Raw genomic sequence first — 21,077 nt, forward strand, 5'->3', positions numbered from 1 at the left:
GTTGTCGTTTTATCATGCTGCACCCCGCTACGGCGAATCGGCGGCACGGCGCGCCGCCTCGCAGGTCATCCGGGCCACGACACAACCCCCACTACGATCAGCTTATGACCGATGTTCCCCTCGTCCTCGCCGACGGTATCGTGCGGCGCGATGCGCTGCGCGGCCAGACGCTGCTGCAGCCGACGACCTTCGCGCTGCACGCCGGCGAGCGAGTCGCGATCACTGGCGCGTCCGGCTCGGGCAAGAGCGTGTTGCTGCGCGCACTCGCCTTGCTCGATCCACTCGATGCGGGACGCATCCTGTGGCACGGTGCGGCGGTCGAGCGCGCCGCGATTCCGCGTTACCGGCGCAACGTCGCCTATATCCGGCAGCGTCCCGCGCTGCTCGACGGCAGTGTCGAAGACAACCTGCGCTATCCGTTCGAATTGCGCGCCTATCGCGACGTGCGCTTCGATCGCGCGCGGGCGACTAGTCTCGCCACGCAGGCGGGCCGTGCCGACGATTTTCTCGACAAACGCGCGAGCGAACTGTCCGGCGGCGAAGCGCAGATCACCGCGTTGATCCGCGTGCTGCAACTCGCGCCCGAGGTGCTGCTGCTCGACGAACCTACCGCATCGCTCGACCCGGCGTCGTCGCTCGCGATCGAAGCTCTGGTGCGCGCGTGGTTCGACGCCGATCCCGGCCGTCATGCGTCGATCTGGGTATCGCACGATTCGGCGCAAGCGGCGCGCATGAGCGAACGCCATCTGACGATGCGCGCCGGCACGCTCGACGAAATCACCGCGCCGATGTCCGCGCATCAGGAGCCCGCGCCATGACATTGCAGAACCTGACTTTGTGGGACGTCGCGATCGCCGCGCTGCTGATCGTCGTCAACGGCGCGGTGTCGGTGGCGCTGAAGCTCGATCTCGAACGCAAGCTCGCGTGGGCCGCGCTGCGCACTGTGGTGCAACTGCTCGCGATCGGCTATGTGCTCGGCTGGGTGTTCAGTTACGGCCGCTGGTACGTCGTGCTGCCGCTGATGATCGTGATGACGCTGATCGCCGGCTTCGCGGGCGCGGGGCGCGGCAGCCGTACCTATGCCGGGCAACGCGCCGACAGCGTGCTGTCGATCTGGGTCAGTTCGTGGCTGGTGGCCGCGGTCGGTTTGTTCGTCGTGATCCGCATTCATCCCTGGTACGAACCGCAGTATGCGATTCCGATTCTCGGGATGATCCTCGGCAATACGCTGACCGGCGTGTCGCTCGGCATCGAACGGATGACCGAGGAATTGACGGCGCGGCGCGATCGCGTCGAGATGGCGCTCGCGCTCGGCGCGACGCGCTGGGAAGCGGCGCAGGCCCCGGCGCAGCAGGCCGTGCGCGCGGGCATGATGCCGACGTTGAACCAGATGGCGGTGGTCGGCGTGGTGAGCCTGCCCGGCATGATGACGGGCCAGGTGCTGGCGGGGCAGTCGCCGCTGCAGGCGGTGCGCTATCAGATCGTCATCATGTTTCTGATCGCGGCGTCATCGTCGCTGGGGACCGTGGGCGCGGTCCTGCTGACATACCGGCGGCTATTTTCGGCGGAGCACCGGTTTTTGTCGGCGCGGCTGGTGGAGCGGGCGGTGAAGCGGCGGTGAGGGGTCGGCAGACGGGCCGTGCCTGGCGGCTGAGCAAGATGGCTCGCTCACGAACACAGCACGGCGGCAAGGCATGCTCAGTCAGTGCTAAAGACCTCGTGACAAACTTCGCGCGAAGGCGCAGCGGCAGACATGCTCAGATTCGCTCGATACGCCCCGGCCAACTCGCTTGACGCCGCAGTGGCGCGCGAGGTTCACGTGGGCCGCCGAGCACATCGCCGCAAAGGGCCGCTCACCCACCCAGCGGCACACCTGCAGCGCGCCGCCGACGCCACCACGATCCTCTTGAACCGGCTTCAGCGCTTGGCGCTGACCGCCACTTCGGTGCCGTCGCTGAGCGTGAGCGTTTTCGTGCTGCCATTGACCGGCATCGTGAAGCGCAGAATCTGACTCACGCGCACATCGTTCGGACACTTGAGCGTCTTTCCGCCGCTCGTCACGGTCTTCACACCGCGCGGCGTCTGCGCCTGGAAGTTCATCTGCACGCTCGCCGTGCCGTCGCTGCCGACGACCGGTGCAAAGCGGATCTGCGTCTGGCGGATCATCGCGCCGTTGGTGTCGACCGGCAGCGACGCGTAGTCGGGACACGCATCCGTGCCGGCCACCGGGCCGCCCGGCGGCACGGTCTTCCACGTGAAGTCGTCGGTCTCGCCGGAGCGGATCGTGCGGGTTTCCTGTGAGTTGCCGAACTGCTTCGACGTGACGCGAACCGTGTAGCGGATCGGACCGTCGAGCGCGGACTGGGACGTCACCGTGATCGGCGTGGCCGCGTGAGCCGCCGGCACGAACATGACGGGCGCGAGCGCGCAAGCGAGAGAAGCGACAACTGAAACGGCGGAGAGTTTGAAGCTGGAGCTCATACTGTCACCTCGTTGTTGTGCCGCTGCGCGCCCCGCTTCAACGCTACTGTCTGTGCTGCACCGCCGATTCGGGCGGTTGGTCCGGCGAACCGGTGCGCGAGACACGCAACTGTTTTCGCATGATGCACCGCCAGTCTAACGCCAAGCGCGGCGCCGCGCGCGCCGCATAGGCTCGGGTGTTAACCCGCTTGCAGGGACGCGTTTTCTGCGTGTGCAATCGGCGAAACGCCGGGATAGTAGGAGGTTCGGGCCGCCGCTTCGATCGCACCGTGCGGCCGCACATCGCATTGCGTTGTCTCGCATGATGCGCGGCAAATGAACATGGCCGGCGCACATCACTGCGGCGCCGGCCCTACCGACCCACGCTATTCGCGCGCCGCGCGCCTTAGAAGCCCGTGAGCACCAGCTTGCCGATCGTGCGCCCTTGTTCGAGCAGCCGATGCGCACGGCGCAGATTCGCCGCGTTGATCGTCCCGAGTTCTTCTCCGACGGTGGTGCGCAGCATACCCGCGTCGACGAGGCGCGCGACTTCGGTCAGCAGCTTGTGCTGTTCGATCATGTCGGGCGTGCCGAACATCGAACGGGTGAACATGAATTCCCAATGGAACGCGGCGCTTTTCGCCTTCAGCAGTTCGACCGGCACAGGGCTGCTGTTCTCGACGATCGTGCAAATGCCGCCTTGCGGCTTGATGATTTCCGCGGCCGCAGGGAAATTCCTGTCGGTGTCGTTGAACATCAGCACGTAATCGACCTGCTCGATGCCGAGCTTTTTCAACTGCGCGGGAATGTCGCCGAAGTGATCGACGATATGGTCCGCGCCCAGTTCGGTCGCCCATTTCGCCGATTCGGGACGCGACGCGGTCGCGATCACTTTCAGCTTCGCCAGCTGCTTCGCCAGTTGAATGCCGATCGAGCCGACCCCGCCCGCGCCGCCGAAGATCAGCACCGTGCGGCCTTCGTCCGCGCCTTGCGGCGACACGCCGAGGCGGTCGAACAATGCTTCCCACGCGGTGATCGCGGTCAGCGGCAGCGCGGCCGCGTGCGTGAAATCGAGCGACGCCGGCTTGCGCCCGACGATCCGTTCGTCGACCAGATGGAACTCGCTGTTCGCGCCTGGCCGCGTGATGCTGCCCGCATAGAACACCGGATCGCCGACCTTGAACAGCGTGACGTCCGGGCCGACTGCGGCGACCGTGCCGGCGGCATCCCATCCGAGCACGCGCGGCGTCTTTTCGACGCTGTCTTTCGGCGCGCGCACCTTGGTGTCGACCGGATTGACGGAGATCGCCTCGACCTTCACCAGCAGGTCGCGCCCGGTGGCTTCGGGCGTCGGAATATCGACGTCGACCAGCGCTTCGGTTTGATCGATCGGCAAGTAGCGGTAGAGACCGACGGCTTTCATGGAGGCTCCTGTTCTGTCCGTTTCAATGAGATGAAGGATCGGCGCAGCTTGCCGTCGATCCATGGGCGGCATCCTACGGCGATTCTTACTCTTCTAAAACCGGCATAATGACTGAAACATCTTTTTGTCTTTCCGAATAATGCCTCTTCCCGATCCCACCGCGCGCTCCTCGTCCAGCGAACGGGAGCGGCTCGATCTGCTCGACGTCGCCTTGTTCGTGCGCGCCGCGCTGCTCGCCAACGTGTCGGCCGCCGGCCGCGAGTTCGGTTTGTCGGCGGCAGTCGCGAGTTCGCGGATCGCCCAACTGGAACGGCTCCTCGGCGCGCGCCTGCTGCACCGGACGACTCGCCGCATCAGTCTCACGCAGGACGGCGAAGTGTTCATGACACGCGCCGAAGCGCTGCTCGACGCGGCGGCGGCCGCGCGCGCGTCGGTGGGCCGTGCGCAGGCCGAGCCGCAGGGCCGGGTGCGGGTGTCGATGTCTTCGTCGTTCGGGCGGCAGCACGTGTCGCCGGTGATCAGCGAGTTTCTGCGCCGCCATCCCGGCGTCAGCGTCGATTTGCGGCTCACCGATCACTTGGTCGATCTCGTCGATGCGGGAATCGACGTGGCGATCCGCGTTGGCGTGCTGAAGGATTCGTCGCTGGTCGCGCGGCGCCTCGCGGTGAACCGGCGGGTGCTGTGCGCGGCGCCCGCCTATCTCGCCGCACACGGCATACCGCGTCACCCGTCAGATCTCGCGCGGCACGAATGCATGATTCTGTCGGACCAGCGCGACTGGGCCTTCGTCACACCTGCCGGGCCGCTCGACGTGCGCGTGAGCGGACGGCTCGTCACCGACAACGGCGAGGTGATCCGCGATGCGCTGCTCGCCGGTTTCGGCATCGCGCTGAAATCGACGTGGGACGTGGCGCCCTATTTGCGCAGCGGCGCACTGGTCAGCGTGCTCGACGCCTATCCGCTCGCCGAGGAGGTGGCGATCTGGGCCGTGTATCCGAGCCGCGCGTTCGTGCCACCGAAGACGCTCGCGCTCATCGAGTTTTTGGCAGCGCATTTTGGCGATCCGCCTTATTGGGATCGTGAGGCTGAGTGAGGTTGGGTTCGAGTTGGCTTGGGCCGAAACTGCGGCAACACCAGCTCGACCCACCGTTCACCGGCGCTCGACGCCCCCTCCATCAGCGCTTGCCTGGCCGCCCCGCATCGCTCTGCTTGCCGTCCGAATTCACATCGGTGTGCGTATCGTTCTGTGTCTGCTGCTGATACTCGTCGCCGCCGCGGCGGTCGGTGTCTTTCAGGCCATGTTCGAGATCCCGATGCGCCTGCTTGCCGATATGGCGCGGCTCGTCCTCGTGCTGCGACTCCGGGTCCTGATCGGTTTCATGCGGCAGCGGCGCGGCGGCGTCCTGCAACGAACGCGGCTGCTTTTGCCCATGCGGATCGGCCTGCTTGTCGCCGTCCGACGATTGCGGTGAGGTCTTCATGATGTGCTCCTTCCCGTATTGAGTGAGATCGGCTGGCAAACGCTCATCGCGCTCCGTCCAGGCGTTTTTTCATCGCGGCGGTAATGCGCTGGCGCGTCTTCTCATAATCCGCCCAGGGATCGCTTGCGAGATCGGCGAGACGCTCGTGCAGGTTCTCGATGGTCCACTGATCGCCGCCCGTGGTGGCTGCGACTTCGTCCCATGAAAGCGGCACCGACACGCCCAGCCCCGGCCGCGCGCGTGCCGAGAATGCGGCCACCGTGCTGGAGCCGCGGTTGTTGCGCAGATAGTCGACGAAGATCTTTTGCTTACGATTTTGGGCGCCCATCTTCGCGCTGAATTGCTTGGGCAGCGTCGCCGCCATATGTTGCGCGACGGCTTGCGAGAAGTCCTTCACCTCGTCCCAGCCGGCTTGCTTCGCGAGCGGCACGACGACATGCAGGCCCTTGCCGCCGCTCGTCTTGCAGAACGACTTGAGGCCGAGTTCGTCGAGCAGCGAGCGCGTGAGTTGCGCGGCTTCGATCATGCGCTCCCAGCCGAGCGCCGCGTCGGGGTCGAGATCGAACACCATGCGATCCGGTTTTTCGATATTCGCGGCTAGCGCATTCCACGTGTGAAATTCGACCGTGCCCATTTGTGCCGCGCCGACCAGCGCCTCGATCGTCTCGATGGTGATCAGCGGCGGATGGCCGGGGTCGAGGCCGGGATGCTGCGTGACGTTCGGAATCGATAGCTTCTGGCTGTGCTTCTGAAAGAACAGTTCGCCGCCGATGTCCTCGGGCGCACGCACGAGCGACACCGGCCGGTCCTGCAGATGCGGCAGCATCCAGTCGGCGACGGACTCGTAGTACCGCACGAGGTCGATCTTGCGCGTGCCGGTGCTTTTGTCGATGACACGGTCGGGGTGGGAGATGCGCACGCTTGCGACTTGGCTGGGGGTGGTTGTTTTCGCAGCGGTCTTTGCGGTCGCGGTCTTTGCGGCAGCGGTCTTTGAAGCAGTAGTCTCCGAAGCAGAGGTCTTTGACCCAGCCGCCTTCGACACCGCCCGCTTCTTCGGCGCGGCATCGGACCCGTTATCGGTTTGCTGTTGCACGTCGGCTCCTTGGCGGGATGTTTCCTTGACGATCTGACGCGCCGGCTTGTCGTCGCGCAAACTCACGAACGACGCCTGGCGCACGATGCCGTCACTCGTCCACTCGGCGAAGTTGCATTCGGCGACGAGCACCGGTTCGACCCAGTGCACCGGCGTGCGGCTGCGCTCGCGCGGCGCGGCGGCGAACGGCATGCGCTTCGTCTCGTGGGCATCGAGCGCTTTCTTGACCGTGCGCAGCAACGCGGCGTCAAAGCCCGTACCGACCCGCCCGGCGTAGCGCAGCCGCCCCTCGCCGTCGTAGACGCCGAGCAGCAGCGCCCCGAACGCCGCGCGGCTGCCGCTCGGCTCGGAATATCCGCCGATCACGAACTCCTGGCGCCGCCGGCACTTCAACTTGATCCACGTCTGCGAGCGCCCCGACAGATAGCCGCTGTCGCGCCGCTTGCCGATGATGCCTTCGAGGGCCATGTCGCACGCGCTCCTGAGCAGTTCGTCGGCGCTGAACGCGAAGTCGTTCGAGAAGCGCAGCACGCTGTCGTCGACCTCCTCGAGCAGCGCGTGCAGAATCGCGCGGCGCTGTTCGAGCGGCACGCCGCGCAAGTCGTAGCCGTTCAGGAACGGCACGTCGAACAGATAGATGACGATGTCCTGCGGACGGTTCGAATCGAACGCGTTTTGCAGTGCCTGAAAACTCGGCACGCCCTGCTCGTCGAGCACGACCGCTTCGCCGTCGAGCCATGCGCTTTCGAGGCCGAGTTGGTCGAGCGCCTCAACCTGCTTGCTGAACTTCGCGGTCCAGTCGTTGCCCGCGCGCGTGAATACCTTGACGGCGCCGCCTTTGACCGAACGCTCGATGCGCGCCAGCACGCGATAGCCGTCGAACTTGATTTCGTAGGCCCAGTCGTCGCCGGGTGGAGCGGCGTCGACGAGCGTCGCCAGTTGCGGCTTGAACGTGGCGGGCAAACGAGCCTTGACGGCCCCTTCGATCGACGGCGACGCGGCAAGCTCGCGCAGAGACTCCCCGGTGCGGGTGGAGACGATGTCGGGCCGCTTCGGGTCCGCGCGGCTCGACGTTGCGGATCTTGTGTTGCTTCGGGCGACGGCTTTGACGGCGCCCGGAGAAGTCCTGCTGGGCGGCGTATTCGTTGTCGAAGCCATGGCAGGTTCTGTTGCGGTGCTGCTTGCGTCCTTCCGTTTTTTGCCCTTGCCGGGAGTCTCGTTTGCAATTTCGCCTTCGCTGACGGGCGCAGTTTTACTCGCCCGCCCGCTTGCGGTTTTCCCTTTCCCCTTGCTCGCGGTTTTGCCCGCAGCACCTTTCGAGTTCGCCCCACTCCCCGCTGCCGACCCGCCACCGAGCACACTCCCGGGACGCTTTTTCAGAACGTCATACTCGCTCTCGTCGCGCGCTTCATCGTCGCGCTCCTTGATCAACAGCCATTGTTCCTTGTCGCCGCTGCCGCGCATGTGACTGCGCACCAGCGTCCAGCCGCCGCGCAGCTTCTCACCGTGAAGCTGGAATTTGAGCTTGCCCGCCGCATAGGAGCGCGCCGCCTCCGCCGCGCCACCAACCGGCTCCCACGAGCCGCGATCCCACACGAGCACGCTGCCCGCCCCGTAGTTGCCCGCAGGGATCTCTCCTTCGAACGAGCCGTATTCGACCGGGTGATCTTCGACGTGCACCGCGAGCCGCTTCACCGACGGATCGAGACTCGGCCCTTTCGGCACCGCCCACGACAATAACGTGCCATTGAGTTCGAGCCGGAAGTCGTAATGCAGCCGCCGCGCGTCATGCTCCTGAATCACGTAAGCGAGCGTCTGGTCTTTCGAGCGTTCCGCCGTTTTGCGGCCGGCGGAACGCTTCGAGCCCGTCCGGGTGCCGGCAGGCTCCGGCGTTTCGTCGAAGCGACGCTTGCGGTGGTAGAGGTCGAGTCTGTCGTTCATGGCGATGACGTCGTCCAAAATGGATGGGGCGCGGCGCTAACCGTCAGCGCAACGCTCAGGTGGGCGGGCGTTCATGCGGCCGCGCGCCGCTTGCGGGCCGCTGGCGCCGCTGCGGTTTTGGCCGCCGTCGCCCGAGCGCCGGCAGTACCGCTGCCGCTACCGCGACTGCGTGGCGTGCTCGCCGCACGTGTCGTGCGAGGCTTCTTTCGCGCCGGCGTCGAAGCCTTGCCGTCAGCCTCGGCGTCGTCCTGATCGTCGTCATCGTCTGCCGCGCGCTTGCGAGCGCCTGCCGCCGGCTTGCCTTTGCCTCGGCCCAGGCTCCGTTTGAGCAGATCGGACAGGTCGAGAATATCGGCCGATTGCCGCGACTCGTGCGGCGCTTCGACCTCGGTGATCTCCTCGGTCTTGCCCGCGCGAATCTTGCGATCGACCAGCGCCATGATGTCGTCGCGGAACGTGTCGTGATACTGCGACGGGTCCCACGCATCGCTCATGTCGTCGATCAGCTTCTTCGCCATGTCGAGTTCCCGCGCCGACACACCCGCGGCCTTCATCCCTTCGGGAGGCAGCTTGAATTCGTCGAAGCCGCGCACCTCGGCGGCCCAACGCAGCGTGTTCAGCGCCAACACCGGGCCGACCGGAATGAGCGCCGCCAGATGCTGCTTGTTGTGCAGCACGACACTCGCGACGCCGACCTTGCCCGACGCCTTCATGGCTTCGCGCAGCAACGCATAGACCTTGTCGCCCTTGCGGTCGGGTGTCAGGAAGTACGGTGTGTCGAGATAAAGGAACGAGATATCGGATGCATCGACGAACGCGAGGATGTCGACCGTCTGCGTCGACTCGGGATTCGCCGCGCGGATTTCGTCGTCCGACAGCACGACGTACTTGTCCTTTTCGTACTCGAACCCCCGCACGATGTTGTCGCGGCTCACGTCCTTGCCCGTGCGCTTGTTGATCTGCTTGTAGCCGACCGGATCGATCGTGCGCTTGTCCAGCAGATTGAAGCCGACCTTCTCCGACTGCGTTGCCGGATACAACTGCACCGGCACGTGGACGAGCCCGAAACTGATTGCGCCTTTCCAGATCATGTGTGCCATCGTGCGCTCCCGTGAGCCTAAGACTTGAAGCGAAGCAGCAAGCGTGCCACGGTTCGGCGGACGGAGCCGGGCGCGGTGTAGGCGGTGCGCCGGCGCTTGCGGATGAAGCGCGGCCCGCTACCCGGGCGGTAAGACTTTCGTCAGGACGGCAAAAGCTACGGTGCGTGGCGCTAGGCCGGCCCCGCTTCGGGCGCGACGTCGACCGGCACGGCCGCGAAGCCGCGAAAGCGCACGCGTCCGCCACGCGTCGGCTCGCCAGCAAGGCGATACGTCGGAAAACGCTGCACGAAACGTCCGATTGCGATACGCGCCTCGAGCCGCGCCAACGACAACCCGGCGCATTGATGGATGCCGAAGCCGAACGCGAGATGCCGGTTCGGATCGCGGCGGATGTCGAAACGGTCCGGCTGCACAAACTGTTCCGGGTCGCGATTGGCCGCGCCGATGCACAGCGTGACCGGCGTGCCGCGCGCGACCTCGACGCCGCCGATCTCGGTGTCGACGGTCGCCATCCGGTTGCCGAGCTGGTTCGAGCTCTCGTAGCGCAGACATTCCTCGATCGCCGACTCGATCAGCGAGGGCTCGCGCAGCAACGCGGCGCGCTGCTCGGGCCAGTCGGTCAGTGTGACGAGTCCATTGCCGATCAGGTTGGTCGTGGTCTCGTGCCCGGCATTCAGAATGAAAATGCAGTTTTGCAGCAACTCCGCTTCCGACAATTGCTCGCCACCCGCTTCGCCCTGGATCAGCCGCGTCAGCACGTCGTGTTGCGGGTCGCCCGGTTCGCGCCGGCGCCGCGCGACCAGTTCGCGCAGATAGTCGACGAACTCGCTCACCGCGCGATTGCCGCGTTCGAGCTGCGCGTCGCTGAGCGACGGTTCGAGCGCGCCGAGGATCGCGAGCGACCAGTCGCGCAGCGGCTCGCGCTCGTCATGCGGAACGTCCAGCAGATTGCCGATGATCTCGACCGGAATCGCCGATGCGAACTCGCCGATCAGATCGATGCGGCGGCGCCGGGCCGCCACATCGAGCAAGCCATCGACGAGGCGGATCAGGCCCGGCTCCATCGCCGCGATCGCGCGCGCCGTGAGCGCGCCGGCGATCAGTTTGCGCACGCGTGTGTGACGCGGCGGGTCGTTGAAGACGAGGCTGGTCGTGTGATGAGCGTAGAGCGGCGAGTCGCCGTATTTCGGCTTGAACTCGACGGTCTTGTCGGAGCTGAAAGTTTTCGGGTCGCGGTAGACCGCCTGCACGTCGCGAAAGCGCGTCAGAAACAGTGACCCGTCGGGCATGCGCCGGATCGGCTCGTGGGTGCGCAGCGCGTGGTAGACCGGATAGGGATTGGCGTAGAACGCGGGGCTCAGGTGGCGAAGATCGAAGTCGCGTGCAAGAGAGGATGCGTCGCTGGCGGTCGCCGGGGTCATGCGGTTGTCTCCGTAGGGATGCGCCTTGTTGCTTGTGCCAGTGTGTTTGTTCCGACGTGCGCTGGCGGTGTCGGGCGCGCAAGGTCGGGACGGGCACAGGCTGGTGGGCGTCGTTGGAAGCGACAGTATGAACCGGGCGTGGAGGGATTGCACGACGCATGTGCAGCGGGACTCGCATGCGGCCCGGCCCGGGGTGATTGGGCTTGATCGTCGTACTGCGCGAAGCGTATGTTTCTTTCGGCGCGTTCGCACCCTCCGCACGCGCCGCCTGGTGGCGCTGCAGAAGAAACGGCGGCAGGTCCTCTCGCGTTTAGCGGCGACGTTCGACAGACGAGCGTGATGGACGCATCCAACGGCTGAGCGCAATCAACCGCCGCGCCTGTCGATCCTTTTCTCGCAGCCCGTCCCTGTGACGCCTCCTGGGCGCTCGCGATGGCGCGTCCCGCGGAACCGATACAATAGCGGGATTTTCCGCGCGCGCCGCGCGCCCTCTTTCCTGCGTCACTGCGTCGTCCATGAACCTCGTCATTCAAAGCTCCGCGCCTCTTTCCGCCGATCACCACACCACGCTCATCGCGCTCGCACGCGGATCGCACGCCACCGTCATCGACGCGAACTCACTTCGCATCGCGGACGCAAGCGTCGCGCAGCGCGGCGATGTCGAGGTCTATTGCGCCGCCCATCAACTGGACTACGCGTTCGTCGAGGCCGGCCGCCAGTTGCGCGACTTCGGGCTGGTCGCGATGGACATGGATTCGACGCTGATCACGATCGAATGCATCGACGAGATCGCCGACTTCTGCGGACTAAAGGCCGAAGTGGCGGCGATTACCGAGGCTGCGATGCGCGGCGAGATCAAGGACTTCAACGAAAGCCTGACGCGCCGCGTCGCACTGCTCGAGGGTCTCGACGCAAGCGCGCTCGAACGCGTTTATGAAGAGCGCCTGCAACTGTCGCCGGGCGCGGAGCGGATGCTGGCCGGTGCGAAACAAGCGGGATTGAAAACATTGCTGGTGTCGGGCGGATTCACGTTCTTCACCGAAAAACTGAAAGCACGCCTGGGTCTCGATTTCACGCGCGCAAACACGCTCGAAATCGTGGACGGCAAGCTGACCGGCAAGGTGATCGGCGAGATCGTCAACGCGGATGTGAAAGCGCGCATGCTGTGCGAAACGTGCGCCACGCTCGGCATCGAACCGACCCGCGCGATTGCGATGGGCGACGGCTCGAACGATCTGAAGATGATGGCCGCCGCGGGTCTGTCTGTCGCTTTCCGCGCGAAGCCGGTGGTGCGCGAAGCGGCCAGCGTGGCGTTCAACCATGTTGGACTGGACGGGTTGCTGCGGCTGTTCTGATGCCTAAGGGAAACACAGCGCGGTGCCGCGCAGCGAGCGCTGCACCGTGACGGTCTATCCGGACCGACCCGCTACCGCATCAGAATGGCGGGCAGAAGCAGCGCCATCTCGCTGACGAAAACGATGATGGTGACCACAGCCACCCCCGTCATAATGCGCACTTGATTTTTTTCAGACCTCAGCGAAACGAGTAACTTGCTCATCGGTTCCTCCACGAGAGAACCAGTATAAATGCAGCCCTATCTAAAAATTAGAATTCAGGTGTATGTGTAGGATTGCAAACATAGTCGCAACTATGAAGGTAAGCAAGCCCGTCAGGCCTATCGCGCTGCGCGACAATATTCTGCGCGCGCCCCATGCCGTTCGATCACCGGCAGTCGCGTCCCAGTGCTCGTCGCATACACTGAGCGAACACAACAGCACGACGATCGAACAGGAAAATGCGACCACACAAAATCCCACGATACTAAACGCCAGCAACGACAGTTCACCGTTCCCCCGCTCCAACGCCGTCACGGCTTCGTAGACCGCCGATGCACACAGTCCGATCGCGCACCAGAACAGCTGGCCGTCTTTCACCGAGGCGCCGATCAACGCCTTCGCGACGTGCCAGCCGTGCGCGGGTGCGACGAGCGCCAGCGTGAAGATTGGTCCGACAATCGGCACGCCAAGATTCAGCAACATCCAGAAGAATAGATTCATCGAGGGTCGCCGTCGTGCAGCAGCCATTGGTCAGGATATGCACCATCGTAGCGTCGAGATTTCGTCCCGGCTATTCAGCCAAAATGGTTAGGCTTACTGGCTATTGGGGCAAAAAAAAACCCACCGGCAACGTGTCCCGATGGGCTTACTTATGGCATCACCGTGGGGTCCCCCTCAGCGAACGCGCTCAGCCGTCTAATCCAGCGCGGCCAGGCACTGCTCGATGTCCGCACGCAAATCCGCCTCTTCTTCCAGGCCGATATAGAACCGCACCAAGGTCCCGCGATGCGGCCAATGCCCGGCGGTACGCATCGACGCGACGTCGTACGGCATGGCGAGGCTGTGCGCACCGCCCCAGCTCCAGCCGAGCGAGAAGAGCTCGAGCGACTCGCAGAACATATCGATTTGCGCCGCGCTGTAACGCTCGTCGAACACGACCGAAAACAGCCCGCCCGCGCCCGTGAAATCGCGCTTATAAAACTCGTGGCCAGGACAGTCGGCGATTGCCGGATGTAACACCGCGGAAATTTCCGGGCGGCTTTTCAGCCATGTCGCCAGACCGAGCGCCGCGCGGTCATGCTGCGCGAAGCGCAGCTGCATCGAAGGCAGGCTGCGCAGAATCAGCGAGCAGTCGTCCGACGAGACGCCGATGCCCATGCGCATGCGCGCCGCCTTCAGCTTCAGATGCAATTCGCGGTCGACCGTGATCGTCGCGCCCATCAGCACGTCGCCGCCGCCCGACTGATACTTGGTCAGCGCCTGCACCGAGATGTCCACGCCGTGCTCGAACGGCCGGAATGCGAGCCCCGCGGACCACGTGTTGTCGATCGCCGTGACGACCTTGCGCGCGCGCGCCGCCGCCGTGATCGCGGGCACGTCGGCCACTTCCATCGTCACCGAGCCCGGCGCTTCGATCCAGATGAGGCGCGTATTCGGCTGGATCAGATCGGCGATGCCCGCGCCGATCAGCGGATCGTAATAACGCACGCTGACGCCGAAATCGCGCGCCAGCCAGTCGCCATGATCGCGATTCGGCGAGTAGACGTTATCGGGAATCAGCACATCGTCGCCCGCTTTCACGAGGCCGAAGTACACGTTCGAAATCGACGACAGCCCCGACGGCTGCAGCAGCGCATGCTTGCCGCCTTCAATCGCGGCGAGGCGCTGTGCGAGCGCGAGCGAAGTCGGCGTCGCATGCAGGCCGTAGCGCCATTGGGCGTCGTTTTTCCAGTCGAGCGCGCGCATGGTCGCGAGATCGGGGAACACGACCGTCGACGCTCGCGTGACCGGCATCGAAAACGACTCGAAGCCCGGCGTCAATTGGTCCTCGGCGCGCACGGTGCGGGTTTGCAGACCGCGTTTGAGTTTGGATTGGGTCATGGCGAAGTTCGATGAAAGCTGAGAGAAACGGATAAAAGCGGACGGAAGCGAGACAGAAGCGGCGAGCGCGCGGTTTCGGCACACGCGCCGCCTAGGCAAGCGTAGACGAGGCAGCGAAATTGCGTCGGATCGACCGACGGCTCGCGTAGCGGTGGTTTCACTCGCCGGTTTGCAGATTGCTGACGCCGCCCACCGGTTGACCGCCGTTCCTGGCTGCCGGCGCCGGCGCGGACCCAGCGGCGCGGCCGCTGGCCGGAGCTTGCTGCGCCGCTCCCCCTGCTGGCGCGGCTCTGGCCGCCGCAGCAGGCACCGCCTGCCCCGCCGCGAGCGGCTTCAGATTGAACGGCTGCGGATCGGAATCGTCGACGTTCATGCGGTCGCCCTCCACCGAGCCGTCGGCGGCGAACGTGCCGACCCAGTTACCGGTGATATGGGTGCCGTCGTTCGATTCCTCGACTTCGAGCGTATCGCCATTACGGTCGCCGGCGATCAGGATCACCTCGCCGGTATCGGTGTACTGATATTCGCCGTGCACGCCGGACGGATCGTCGGTTTTCGCACCGAGCCGCAGCACGATCTGACGCGAGCCCAGCGTGCCGGCGTAACGCGGGAATTTTGCGAACTCGGGGCTCGGCTTGAGCGGCAACTGGATCGCCGCAGGCGCCGCCAGTTGCTTGACCGCATCGCTTTCCGCCCAGGCCTGCGCGGGTGTCAACGCCACCGTGCCGGCGCACAGCAACGCGGCCGCGCTCATGATTGACCAACTGCGCCGCGCCGTCGCGCCCTTCAGCGCATCCTTCGCCGCGCCCTTCATCGCTTTCGATTCCCGCATCCGTTCCTTCCTCATTACCTGATACCTGCTTGCTACCGGTTCACTGCGAGCGTCAAATCCGCTCGAAGATCGCCGCGATACCCTGCCCGCCGCCGATGCACATCGTGACGAGCGCATAGCGCCCGCCGATCCGCTGCAGTTCGTATAGCGCCTTGACCGTGATCAGCGCGCCGGTTGCGCCGATCGGATGGCCCAGCGAAATGCCCGAGCCGTTCGGATTGACCTTCGCCGGATCGAAGCCGAGCTCCTTGCTGACCGCGCAGGCCTGCGCGGCGAAGGCTTCGTTCGCCTCGATCACGTCGAGATCGGCGACCGTCAGGCCAGCGCGTTCGAGCGCCTTGCGGGAAGCCGGCACCGGACCGATGCCCATGTACGCCGGATCGACGCCCGCATGTGCATACGACACCAGCCGCGCGAGCGGCTTCACGCCGCGCTGCTCGGCGACACCGCGCTCCATCAGCACGAGCGCCGCGGACGCGTCGTTGATGCCCGACGCGTTGCCAGCCGTCACCGTGCCGTTTTCCTTCGCGAACACCGGCTTGAGCTTCGAGAAGTCTTCCGCCGATGCGTTCATGCGCGTGTGTTCGTCCGTGTCGAACACCGTGTCGCCCTTCTTCGACGCCAGCGTGATCGGCAGGATCTGCTCCTTGAAGTAGCCGCTCGTGATCGCGTGGGCCGCGCGGCGGTGCGATTCGAGCGCGAGCGCGTCCTGGGCTTCGCGCGAAATGTCGTATTGGCGCGCGACGTTTTCGGCGGTCACGCCCATGTGGATCGACTGGAACGGGTCGTTCAGCGCGCCCACCATCATGTCCACGAGGCGCGCGTCGCCCATGCGCTGACCGAAGCGCGCGGCGGGCATCGAATAGGGCGCGCGGCTCATGTTTTCCGCGCCGCCGCCGATCGCGATGTCGGCGTCGCCGAGCAGGATGCTCTGCGCGGCCGAGACGATCGCCTGCAGGCCCGAGCCGCACAGGCGGTTCACGGTCAACGCGGGCGTGTGCTGCGCGACGCCGCCGTTGATCGCGGCGACGCGCGCCAGATACATGTCTTTTGGTTCGGTGTGCACGACGTTGCCGAACACGACGTGGCCGACTTCGTCGCCCGACACGCCGGCGCGCGTCAGTACCTCACGCACCACCCGCGCGCCGAGATCGGTCGGCGAAAAATCCTTCAGGCTGCCGCCAAAGGCGCCAATTGCCGTACGCACACCACTTACCACCACTACGTCCCGTTGCATCGCTCGCTCCTCTTTTCGTCTGTGAAAGTCTCTAAGATGATCTTGCCTTGGCGGGCCGCGCGTCGCGGCGCATGGCGTTGCGTTCAGCCCGCCAGAATTCGTTCGACGCTGGCACGCGAAGGAATCGGCGCCACCGCGCCGTAGCCTTGCGTGGACAGCGCCGCGGCGACGTTCGCGTAACGCGCCGCCGCAAAAGGATCGTCGCCTTCGACAATGCGCGCGATGAACGCGCCGCCGAAGCAGTCGCCCGCGCCGGTCGCATCGACCGCGTTGACGACGTGGCCCGGCACGACGCGCCGCTCGTCGGGCGTCGCGATATACGAGCCTTCCTTGCCGAGCTTCAGCGCGACCACGCGCGGACCCTGCGCGAGCAGGAAATCGACGATCTCGTCACGCCCCGTCAAGCCGGTCAGGTCGGTGACGTCGTCCCAGCTCGGCAGGCAGATGTCGGTTTGACGGATCGCTTCGAGCATCACCGCGCGGGCCCGCGCGAGCGGCCACAGCTTCAGGCGCAGGTTGGTGTCGAAACTCACGCGCACATCGTTGGCGCGCGCGTGCGCGATCGCTTCCAGTGCGGCATCGCAGGCGCTCAGGCTGATCGCGAGGCTGATGCCCGACAGATGCACGACCTTGGCCGCGGCGATCGCGTCGCGCGGCAAATCGTGCGGCGCGTAGCGGCTCGCGGCCGAACCGGCGCGCAGGTAGTCGAATGCGTGGCCGTTCGGACCGTGCGACACGAAATAGACGCCGGTGGGCGCGTGCGGATCGACGCGCACGAGCGACGTATCCACCTGCTCGCGCTCCCACAGATCGACCAGCAGACGCCCGAAATGATCTGCGCCGACCGCCGACACGAAACCGGTGCGCGCGCCCTGGCGCGCCGCTGCAATGCAGAAGTTCGACGTGTCGCCGCCGAAGCCCTGCAAATAGTTCGGCTGGTCTTGCGCCGACTGGTTGAATTCGATCATCGCCTCGCCGAGGGCGAGGACCGCTGCGGGCTGGCTTTGCGGCGTTGCGGCAATGCTTGCGGTCATCGCTTAGACCTCGCCCCACAGGTCGTGCCCGTCGGCGCCGGTGATCTTCACCGACACGAAATCGCCAACCTTATAGCGTTTGGACGCCTTGGTAGCCGGCGCAACATACACCACGCCGTCGATCTCCGGCGCGTCCGCGGCGGTGCGGCCAATGCCGCCATCGGCGTTGATCTCGTCGACCAGCACCTTCAGCGTCTTGCCGACCTTCTTCGCGATCCGTTTCGCCGACACTTCCTCCGCCACTTCCATGAAGCGCGCGCGACGCTCTTCACGCACTTCGTCGGGCAACGCGCCGTCGAGTTCGTTGGCGCTCGCGCCTTCGACCGGCGAATACGCAAAGCAGCCGACGCGGTCCAGTTCCGCCTCGCGGATGAAGTCGAGCAGCGTCTCGAACTGCTCCTCGGTCTCACCGGGGAAGCCGGCGATGAACGTGCTGCGGATCGTCAGATCCGGGCACATCTCACGCCATGCCTTGACGCGCTCCATCACCTTCTCGGCGTTGGCCGGGCGCTTCATGCGCTTGAGCACTTCGGGATGCGCGTGCTGGAACGGCACGTCGAGATACGGCAGTACGTGACCCTTGTATGGGCCTTCGGCCATCATCGGGATGACTTCGTCGACGCTCGGATACGGATATACGTAATGCAGACGCACCCACGCGCCGTATTGCGCGGCGAGTTCGCCGAGCGCGCCGACCAGATCGGTCATGCGCGTCTTGATCGGCTTGCCGTTCCAGAAACCGGTGCGATATTTGACGTCGACGCCGTAGGCGCTCGTGTCCTGCGAAATCACCAGCAGTTCCTTCACGCCGGACTTGAACAGGTTTTCCGCTTCGAGCATCACTTCGGCGACGGGGCGCGACACGAGGTCGCCGCGCATCGACGGGATGATGCAGAACGTGCAGCGGTGGTTGCAGCCTTCGGAAATCTTCAGATACGCATAGTGACGCGGCGTGAGCTTGATGCCCGCCGCGGGCACCAGGTCGACGAACGGGTCGTGCGGCTTCGGCAGATGCGTGTGCACGTGCTGCATCACTTCGCCGACCGCGTGCGGGCCGGTCACGGCCAGCACCTTCGGATGCACCTCTTCGATCAGCCCCGAGCCGCTGCCGCTCTTCTTCGCGCCGAGGCAACCGGTGACGATCACCTTGCCGTTCTCGTTCAGCGCTTCGCCAATTGCGTCGAGGCTTTCCTGCACCGCTTCGTCGATGAAGCCGCAGGTGTTGACGACCACGAGGTCCGCGCCGTCGTACGTACCGGAAATTTCGTAACCTTCGGCGCGCAACTGGGTGATGATCTGCTCGGAATCGACTAGCGCTTTCGGGCAGCCGAGCGATACAAAACCGACTTTAGGCGCGGCCGCAGGCGCGGCTGCAGGCGCGGCGGTCGGGGCAATCGTGGGGGTGACAGACATGAAGGACCGCATGGAGACGTTAAACCTTGAATTGTAGCGGTTCGGCACGGCCACCGCTCGTAAGTCTTTGAATTTTAGCGCTCTCAACCGGTCACGGCGTCGGCCATATCGAGCTGTTCGGCGTATTCGGATCGAGATAGGCGCGGCGATGTGCCGGAAGCCAGCGCCTGCTCGATCACGCCGAGAATTTCGTGGGAATCCTGCACGCGCCGGATCGCCGCGTGCAGTTCGGCCGCCTGTGGCCAGGTCCGCTGGAGGTAGCTGAGCCACTTCTTGACGCGGCCATGCTCATGGCTGTGCGTCGCGCGGGCCTGCAACTTCTTCAGATATCCGGCGATATCGCGAAGCACGCGCCGCCACTCCACATCGGATGGGGACGGATCCATCAGTCCGCGGATTCGCAGCGCGAGGAACGGGTCCGACACGGCACCGCGACCGAGCATCACGTCGGCGCAGCCGCTAACGGTTCGGCACCGCTCCCAGTCCGCCACGCTCCAGACTTCGCCGTTTGCGATGACCGGTACGCGAACGGCCGTGTCGATGCGCGCGATCCATTCCCAATGGGCCGGCGGCCGGTAGGCCTGATCGCGCGTGCGCGCATGCACGACGAGCGAGGCCGCGCCGCCTTCCGCAAGCGCGACCGCGCAATCGATCGCCCGCGCCGTATCGGACACGCCGAGGCGCATTTTCGCCGTCACGGCGACGTTCGCCGGCACTGCCGCGCGAACGGCCGAGACGATCCGGTGCAATTGCTCGGGGTCGGCCAGCAGCATGGCGCCGCCGCCGTGCTGATTGACGAGTTTGGCGGGACAGCCGAAGTTCAGGTCGACCCCGTACGGCGACAAGACGGCCGCTTGCGCCGCATTGCGGGCCATCCACCCGGGATCGCTGCCGAGCAGTTGGATCACCATCGGCGTACCACTCGCGGTGCGGCTTCCGTGGAGGACTTCGGGCGCCTCCCTCTCGTAGACGCGGGCGGGCAGCAACGAGCCCGTCACGCGGACAAACTCCGAAACGCAGCCGTCGAAGCCGCCCGGGCCGGTCAGCACGTCGCGCAATACGTAGTCCGCGAGCCCCTCCATCGGGGCGAGAAACAGCCGGCTCATGCGGGAGCCTGCTTATGCGATCCGCCGGTCAAGCGAGGCTGACCGGTGCGGCCTTCGGAGTCGAAGGGCCCGATGCGGTGGAGAAATTGATCTGCGACATAAAGTAAAGCGGGCCCGATTGGGAGCGATGACGATGGCGACGGCGAGAATGGGGGAGCGAAGCAAGGGATTCAAGGGCCATGAAGACCCCTACCCTATGGAAGAGCACCTGCGCACTCAATCCGTAATTGTACCGCGCCGGCGCCTACGCGCCTGTGCTATGCGTGGGCGGAAGCGCTAAGGCGACGCAGGCGGCGACGCAAACAACCGCATGCCACATGTAGTAGCTGCAGCCCCCTTGAAGCCGTCACGTCGGAGCGACCCGCAACACCCCACGCTATTACTTCTTCTCCGGTTCCGGATCGGTTTGCGGCGTGCCCGGCGCGTTCCCGCCACTGCCGGCATTAACCGCGCCGCCCGGCGTGAACGGGAAGGTGGCGAACATCGACTTCGCCTGGTTCTGCATCTGCTCCTGCATTTGCACGAACATGTTTTTCGATTGCTCGATATAGCTGGTCATCATGCCCTGCATCATCGGGGCCTGCATGTTCATGAACTGCGACCAGACTTCCGGATTCATCGCCTTGCCTTCATACAGATTCTTCGACTGGTCGGCGAGCTTCGCCTGAATGTCGATGAAGGCCTGGATGTTCTTTTCCAGATACGTGCCCATCATGCCCTGCATCGCATGGCCGTAGAAACGGATGATCTGCGACAGCATCGACGACGAGAACATAGGCAAGCCGCCGCTCTCCTCCTCGAGGATGATCTGCAACAGGATGGCGCGCGTCAGGTCCTCGTTGCTCTTCGCATCGATGACCTTGAAATCCTCCTGATCGAGCACGAGCTGCTTGACATCCGTGAGCGTGATGTACGTGCTTGTCTCGGTATCGTAGAGCCGACGATTCGGATATTTCTTGATCAGTCGATCGGCAGTTTTCTTTGTAGTAGTGGTCATGTAACGCCTTTGAGCGCGAGTTGAGCGCGGAAACGGCGTCAGCCGGTTGCGCAATGAGGTCATTGCGCAACCGGGACGCCGCCGGAACCATCTGAGCCGGAG

Annotated in this window: 19 protein-coding genes; 4 read left to right on the top strand and 15 right to left on the bottom strand. The window is 65.1% G+C overall.

What is annotated here, in order from left to right:
* Nucleotides 1–104: 104 nt before the first annotated feature.
* Together B0G69_RS15495 and fetB are read left to right on the top strand one after the other, a co-directional pair.
* A complete protein-coding gene (locus B0G69_RS15495; protein WP_121318310.1) occupies nucleotides 105–818 on the top strand; it encodes an ATP-binding cassette domain-containing protein in 714 nt (237 codons plus the stop codon).
* Nucleotides 815–1,621 carry an iron export ABC transporter permease subunit FetB gene (gene fetB / locus B0G69_RS15500; protein ID WP_121318312.1) on the top strand — a complete coding sequence of 269 codons (807 nt, stop codon included), beginning with the start codon at nucleotides 815–817 and terminating at the stop codon, nucleotides 1,619–1,621. Before B0G69_RS15495 ends, fetB begins: the two co-directional genes overlap by 4 nt.
* Before the next feature lie 296 nt (nucleotides 1,622–1,917).
* On the opposite strand, the gene B0G69_RS15505 is transcribed toward fetB, so the two are convergent.
* Complete coding sequence (locus B0G69_RS15505) at nucleotides 1,918–2,481, bottom strand: DUF6013 family protein (RefSeq protein WP_121318314.1); 564 nt, start codon at nucleotides 2,479–2,481, stop codon at nucleotides 1,918–1,920.
* Between the two features lie 385 nt (nucleotides 2,482–2,866).
* A complete protein-coding gene (locus B0G69_RS15510; RefSeq protein WP_121318316.1) occupies nucleotides 2,867–3,883 on the bottom strand; it encodes a zinc-binding alcohol dehydrogenase family protein in 1,017 nt (338 codons plus the stop codon).
* A gap of 139 nt (nucleotides 3,884–4,022) precedes the next feature.
* On the opposite strand from B0G69_RS15510, the gene B0G69_RS15515 reads away from it, so the two are divergent.
* Nucleotides 4,023–4,976: a LysR family transcriptional regulator gene (locus B0G69_RS15515; RefSeq protein ID WP_121318318.1), complete on the top strand. Its 954-nt coding sequence runs from the start codon at nucleotides 4,023–4,025 to the stop codon at nucleotides 4,974–4,976.
* An 82-nt stretch (nucleotides 4,977–5,058) separates the two neighbouring features.
* Here the strand turns inward: B0G69_RS15515 and B0G69_RS15520 are convergent, their stop codons facing one another.
* The 4 genes from B0G69_RS15520 to B0G69_RS15535 all read right to left on the bottom strand — a co-directional run bounded on the left by B0G69_RS15520 (nucleotide 5,059) and on the right by B0G69_RS15535 (nucleotide 10,919).
* A complete protein-coding gene (locus B0G69_RS15520; protein ID WP_121318320.1) occupies nucleotides 5,059–5,364 on the bottom strand; it encodes a hypothetical protein in 306 nt (101 codons plus the stop codon).
* A 43-nt stretch (nucleotides 5,365–5,407) separates the two neighbouring features.
* On the bottom strand, nucleotides 5,408–8,398 hold the full coding sequence (gene ligD, locus B0G69_RS15525; protein ID WP_121319452.1) for a DNA ligase D: 2,991 nt from the start codon (nucleotides 8,396–8,398) through the stop codon (nucleotides 5,408–5,410).
* A gap of 71 nt (nucleotides 8,399–8,469) precedes the next feature.
* Nucleotides 8,470–9,498, bottom strand: a complete 1,029-nt coding sequence (locus tag B0G69_RS15530; protein WP_121318322.1) for a Ku protein — start codon at nucleotides 9,496–9,498, stop codon at nucleotides 8,470–8,472.
* Between the two features lie 170 nt (nucleotides 9,499–9,668).
* Nucleotides 9,669–10,919 carry a cytochrome P450 gene (locus B0G69_RS15535; RefSeq protein WP_121318324.1) on the bottom strand — a complete coding sequence of 417 codons (1,251 nt, stop codon included), beginning with the start codon at nucleotides 10,917–10,919 and terminating at the stop codon, nucleotides 9,669–9,671.
* 515 nt (nucleotides 10,920–11,434) lie between these two features.
* Between B0G69_RS15535 and serB the strand changes: the two genes are divergently transcribed.
* Nucleotides 11,435–12,274 (top strand): phosphoserine phosphatase SerB, encoded by an 840-nt coding sequence (gene serB, locus B0G69_RS15540; protein WP_121318326.1) that lies wholly within the window; start codon nucleotides 11,435–11,437, stop codon nucleotides 12,272–12,274.
* Nucleotides 12,275–12,345: 71 nt separating this feature from the next.
* Here serB and B0G69_RS42720 read toward each other — a convergent pair whose 3' ends face one another.
* The 9 genes from B0G69_RS42720 to phaR form a co-directional block, all read right to left on the bottom strand.
* Nucleotides 12,346–12,477, bottom strand: coding sequence for a hypothetical protein (locus B0G69_RS42720; protein WP_277873542.1), 132 nt, complete (start codon nucleotides 12,475–12,477; stop codon nucleotides 12,346–12,348).
* 40 nt (nucleotides 12,478–12,517) lie between these two features.
* Nucleotides 12,518–12,976, bottom strand: coding sequence for a hypothetical protein (locus B0G69_RS15545; RefSeq protein WP_121318328.1), 459 nt, complete (start codon nucleotides 12,974–12,976; stop codon nucleotides 12,518–12,520).
* A gap of 195 nt (nucleotides 12,977–13,171) precedes the next feature.
* Nucleotides 13,172–14,356, bottom strand: coding sequence for a cystathionine beta-lyase (locus tag B0G69_RS15550; RefSeq protein ID WP_121318330.1), 1,185 nt, complete (start codon nucleotides 14,354–14,356; stop codon nucleotides 13,172–13,174).
* Between the two features lie 157 nt (nucleotides 14,357–14,513).
* Nucleotides 14,514–15,188 (bottom strand): hypothetical protein, encoded by a 675-nt coding sequence (locus tag B0G69_RS15555; protein ID WP_121318332.1) that lies wholly within the window; start codon nucleotides 15,186–15,188, stop codon nucleotides 14,514–14,516.
* Nucleotides 15,189–15,240: 52 nt separating this feature from the next.
* Complete coding sequence (gene bktB, locus B0G69_RS15560) at nucleotides 15,241–16,425, bottom strand: beta-ketothiolase BktB (protein WP_121318335.1); 1,185 nt, start codon at nucleotides 16,423–16,425, stop codon at nucleotides 15,241–15,243.
* Nucleotides 16,426–16,508: 83 nt separating this feature from the next.
* Nucleotides 16,509–17,459, bottom strand: a complete 951-nt coding sequence (locus tag B0G69_RS15565; protein ID WP_121318337.1) for a sugar kinase — start codon at nucleotides 17,457–17,459, stop codon at nucleotides 16,509–16,511.
* A gap of 3 nt (nucleotides 17,460–17,462) precedes the next feature.
* Nucleotides 17,463–18,872, bottom strand: a complete 1,410-nt coding sequence (rimO, locus tag B0G69_RS15570) for a 30S ribosomal protein S12 methylthiotransferase RimO (RefSeq protein WP_121318339.1) — start codon at nucleotides 18,870–18,872, stop codon at nucleotides 17,463–17,465.
* Between the two features lie 83 nt (nucleotides 18,873–18,955).
* Nucleotides 18,956–19,978: a tRNA-dihydrouridine synthase gene (locus tag B0G69_RS15575; protein ID WP_121318341.1), complete on the bottom strand. Its 1,023-nt coding sequence runs from the start codon at nucleotides 19,976–19,978 to the stop codon at nucleotides 18,956–18,958.
* A 379-nt stretch (nucleotides 19,979–20,357) separates the two neighbouring features.
* Entirely contained in the window at nucleotides 20,358–20,975 is a 618-nt protein-coding gene (phaR, locus tag B0G69_RS15580) for a polyhydroxyalkanoate synthesis repressor PhaR (RefSeq protein ID WP_121318343.1), read from the bottom strand.
* Between the last annotated feature and the right edge of the window lie 102 nt (nucleotides 20,976–21,077).

Source organism: Paraburkholderia sp. RAU2J (genome assembly GCF_003634845.1).
GTDB lineage: Bacteria > Pseudomonadota > Gammaproteobacteria > Burkholderiales > Burkholderiaceae > Paraburkholderia > Paraburkholderia fynbosensis.

Excerpts from the sequence above, each read along its gene's own strand:
- B0G69_RS15495 (WP_121318310.1), top strand. The coding sequence starts at position 105 with ATGACCGATGTTCCCCTCGTCCTCGCCGACGGTATCGTGCGGCGCGAT.
- fetB (WP_121318312.1), top strand. The coding sequence starts at position 815 with ATGACATTGCAGAACCTGACTTTGTGGGACGTCGCGATCGCCGCGCTG.
- B0G69_RS15505 (WP_121318314.1), bottom strand. The coding sequence starts at position 2,481 with ATGAGCTCCAGCTTCAAACTCTCCGCCGTTTCAGTTGTCGCTTCTCTC.
- B0G69_RS15510 (WP_121318316.1), bottom strand. The coding sequence starts at position 3,883 with ATGAAAGCCGTCGGTCTCTACCGCTACTTGCCGATCGATCAAACCGAA.
- B0G69_RS15515 (WP_121318318.1), top strand. The coding sequence starts at position 4,023 with ATGCCTCTTCCCGATCCCACCGCGCGCTCCTCGTCCAGCGAACGGGAG.
- B0G69_RS15520 (WP_121318320.1), bottom strand. The coding sequence starts at position 5,364 with ATGAAGACCTCACCGCAATCGTCGGACGGCGACAAGCAGGCCGATCCG.
- ligD (WP_121319452.1), bottom strand. The coding sequence starts at position 8,398 with ATGAACGACAGACTCGACCTCTACCACCGCAAGCGTCGCTTCGACGAA.
- B0G69_RS15530 (WP_121318322.1), bottom strand. The coding sequence starts at position 9,498 with ATGGCACACATGATCTGGAAAGGCGCAATCAGTTTCGGGCTCGTCCAC.
- B0G69_RS15535 (WP_121318324.1), bottom strand. The coding sequence starts at position 10,919 with ATGACCCCGGCGACCGCCAGCGACGCATCCTCTCTTGCACGCGACTTC.
- serB (WP_121318326.1), top strand. The coding sequence starts at position 11,435 with ATGAACCTCGTCATTCAAAGCTCCGCGCCTCTTTCCGCCGATCACCAC.
- B0G69_RS42720 (WP_277873542.1), bottom strand. The coding sequence starts at position 12,477 with ATGAGCAAGTTACTCGTTTCGCTGAGGTCTGAAAAAAATCAAGTGCGC.
- B0G69_RS15545 (WP_121318328.1), bottom strand. The coding sequence starts at position 12,976 with ATGAATCTATTCTTCTGGATGTTGCTGAATCTTGGCGTGCCGATTGTC.
- B0G69_RS15550 (WP_121318330.1), bottom strand. The coding sequence starts at position 14,356 with ATGACCCAATCCAAACTCAAACGCGGTCTGCAAACCCGCACCGTGCGC.
- B0G69_RS15555 (WP_121318332.1), bottom strand. The coding sequence starts at position 15,188 with ATGCGGGAATCGAAAGCGATGAAGGGCGCGGCGAAGGATGCGCTGAAG.
- bktB (WP_121318335.1), bottom strand. The coding sequence starts at position 16,425 with ATGCAACGGGACGTAGTGGTGGTAAGTGGTGTGCGTACGGCAATTGGC.
- B0G69_RS15565 (WP_121318337.1), bottom strand. The coding sequence starts at position 17,459 with ATGACCGCAAGCATTGCCGCAACGCCGCAAAGCCAGCCCGCAGCGGTC.
- rimO (WP_121318339.1), bottom strand. The coding sequence starts at position 18,872 with ATGTCTGTCACCCCCACGATTGCCCCGACCGCCGCGCCTGCAGCCGCG.
- B0G69_RS15575 (WP_121318341.1), bottom strand. The coding sequence starts at position 19,978 with ATGAGCCGGCTGTTTCTCGCCCCGATGGAGGGGCTCGCGGACTACGTA.
- phaR (WP_121318343.1), bottom strand. The coding sequence starts at position 20,975 with ATGACCACTACTACAAAGAAAACTGCCGATCGACTGATCAAGAAATAT.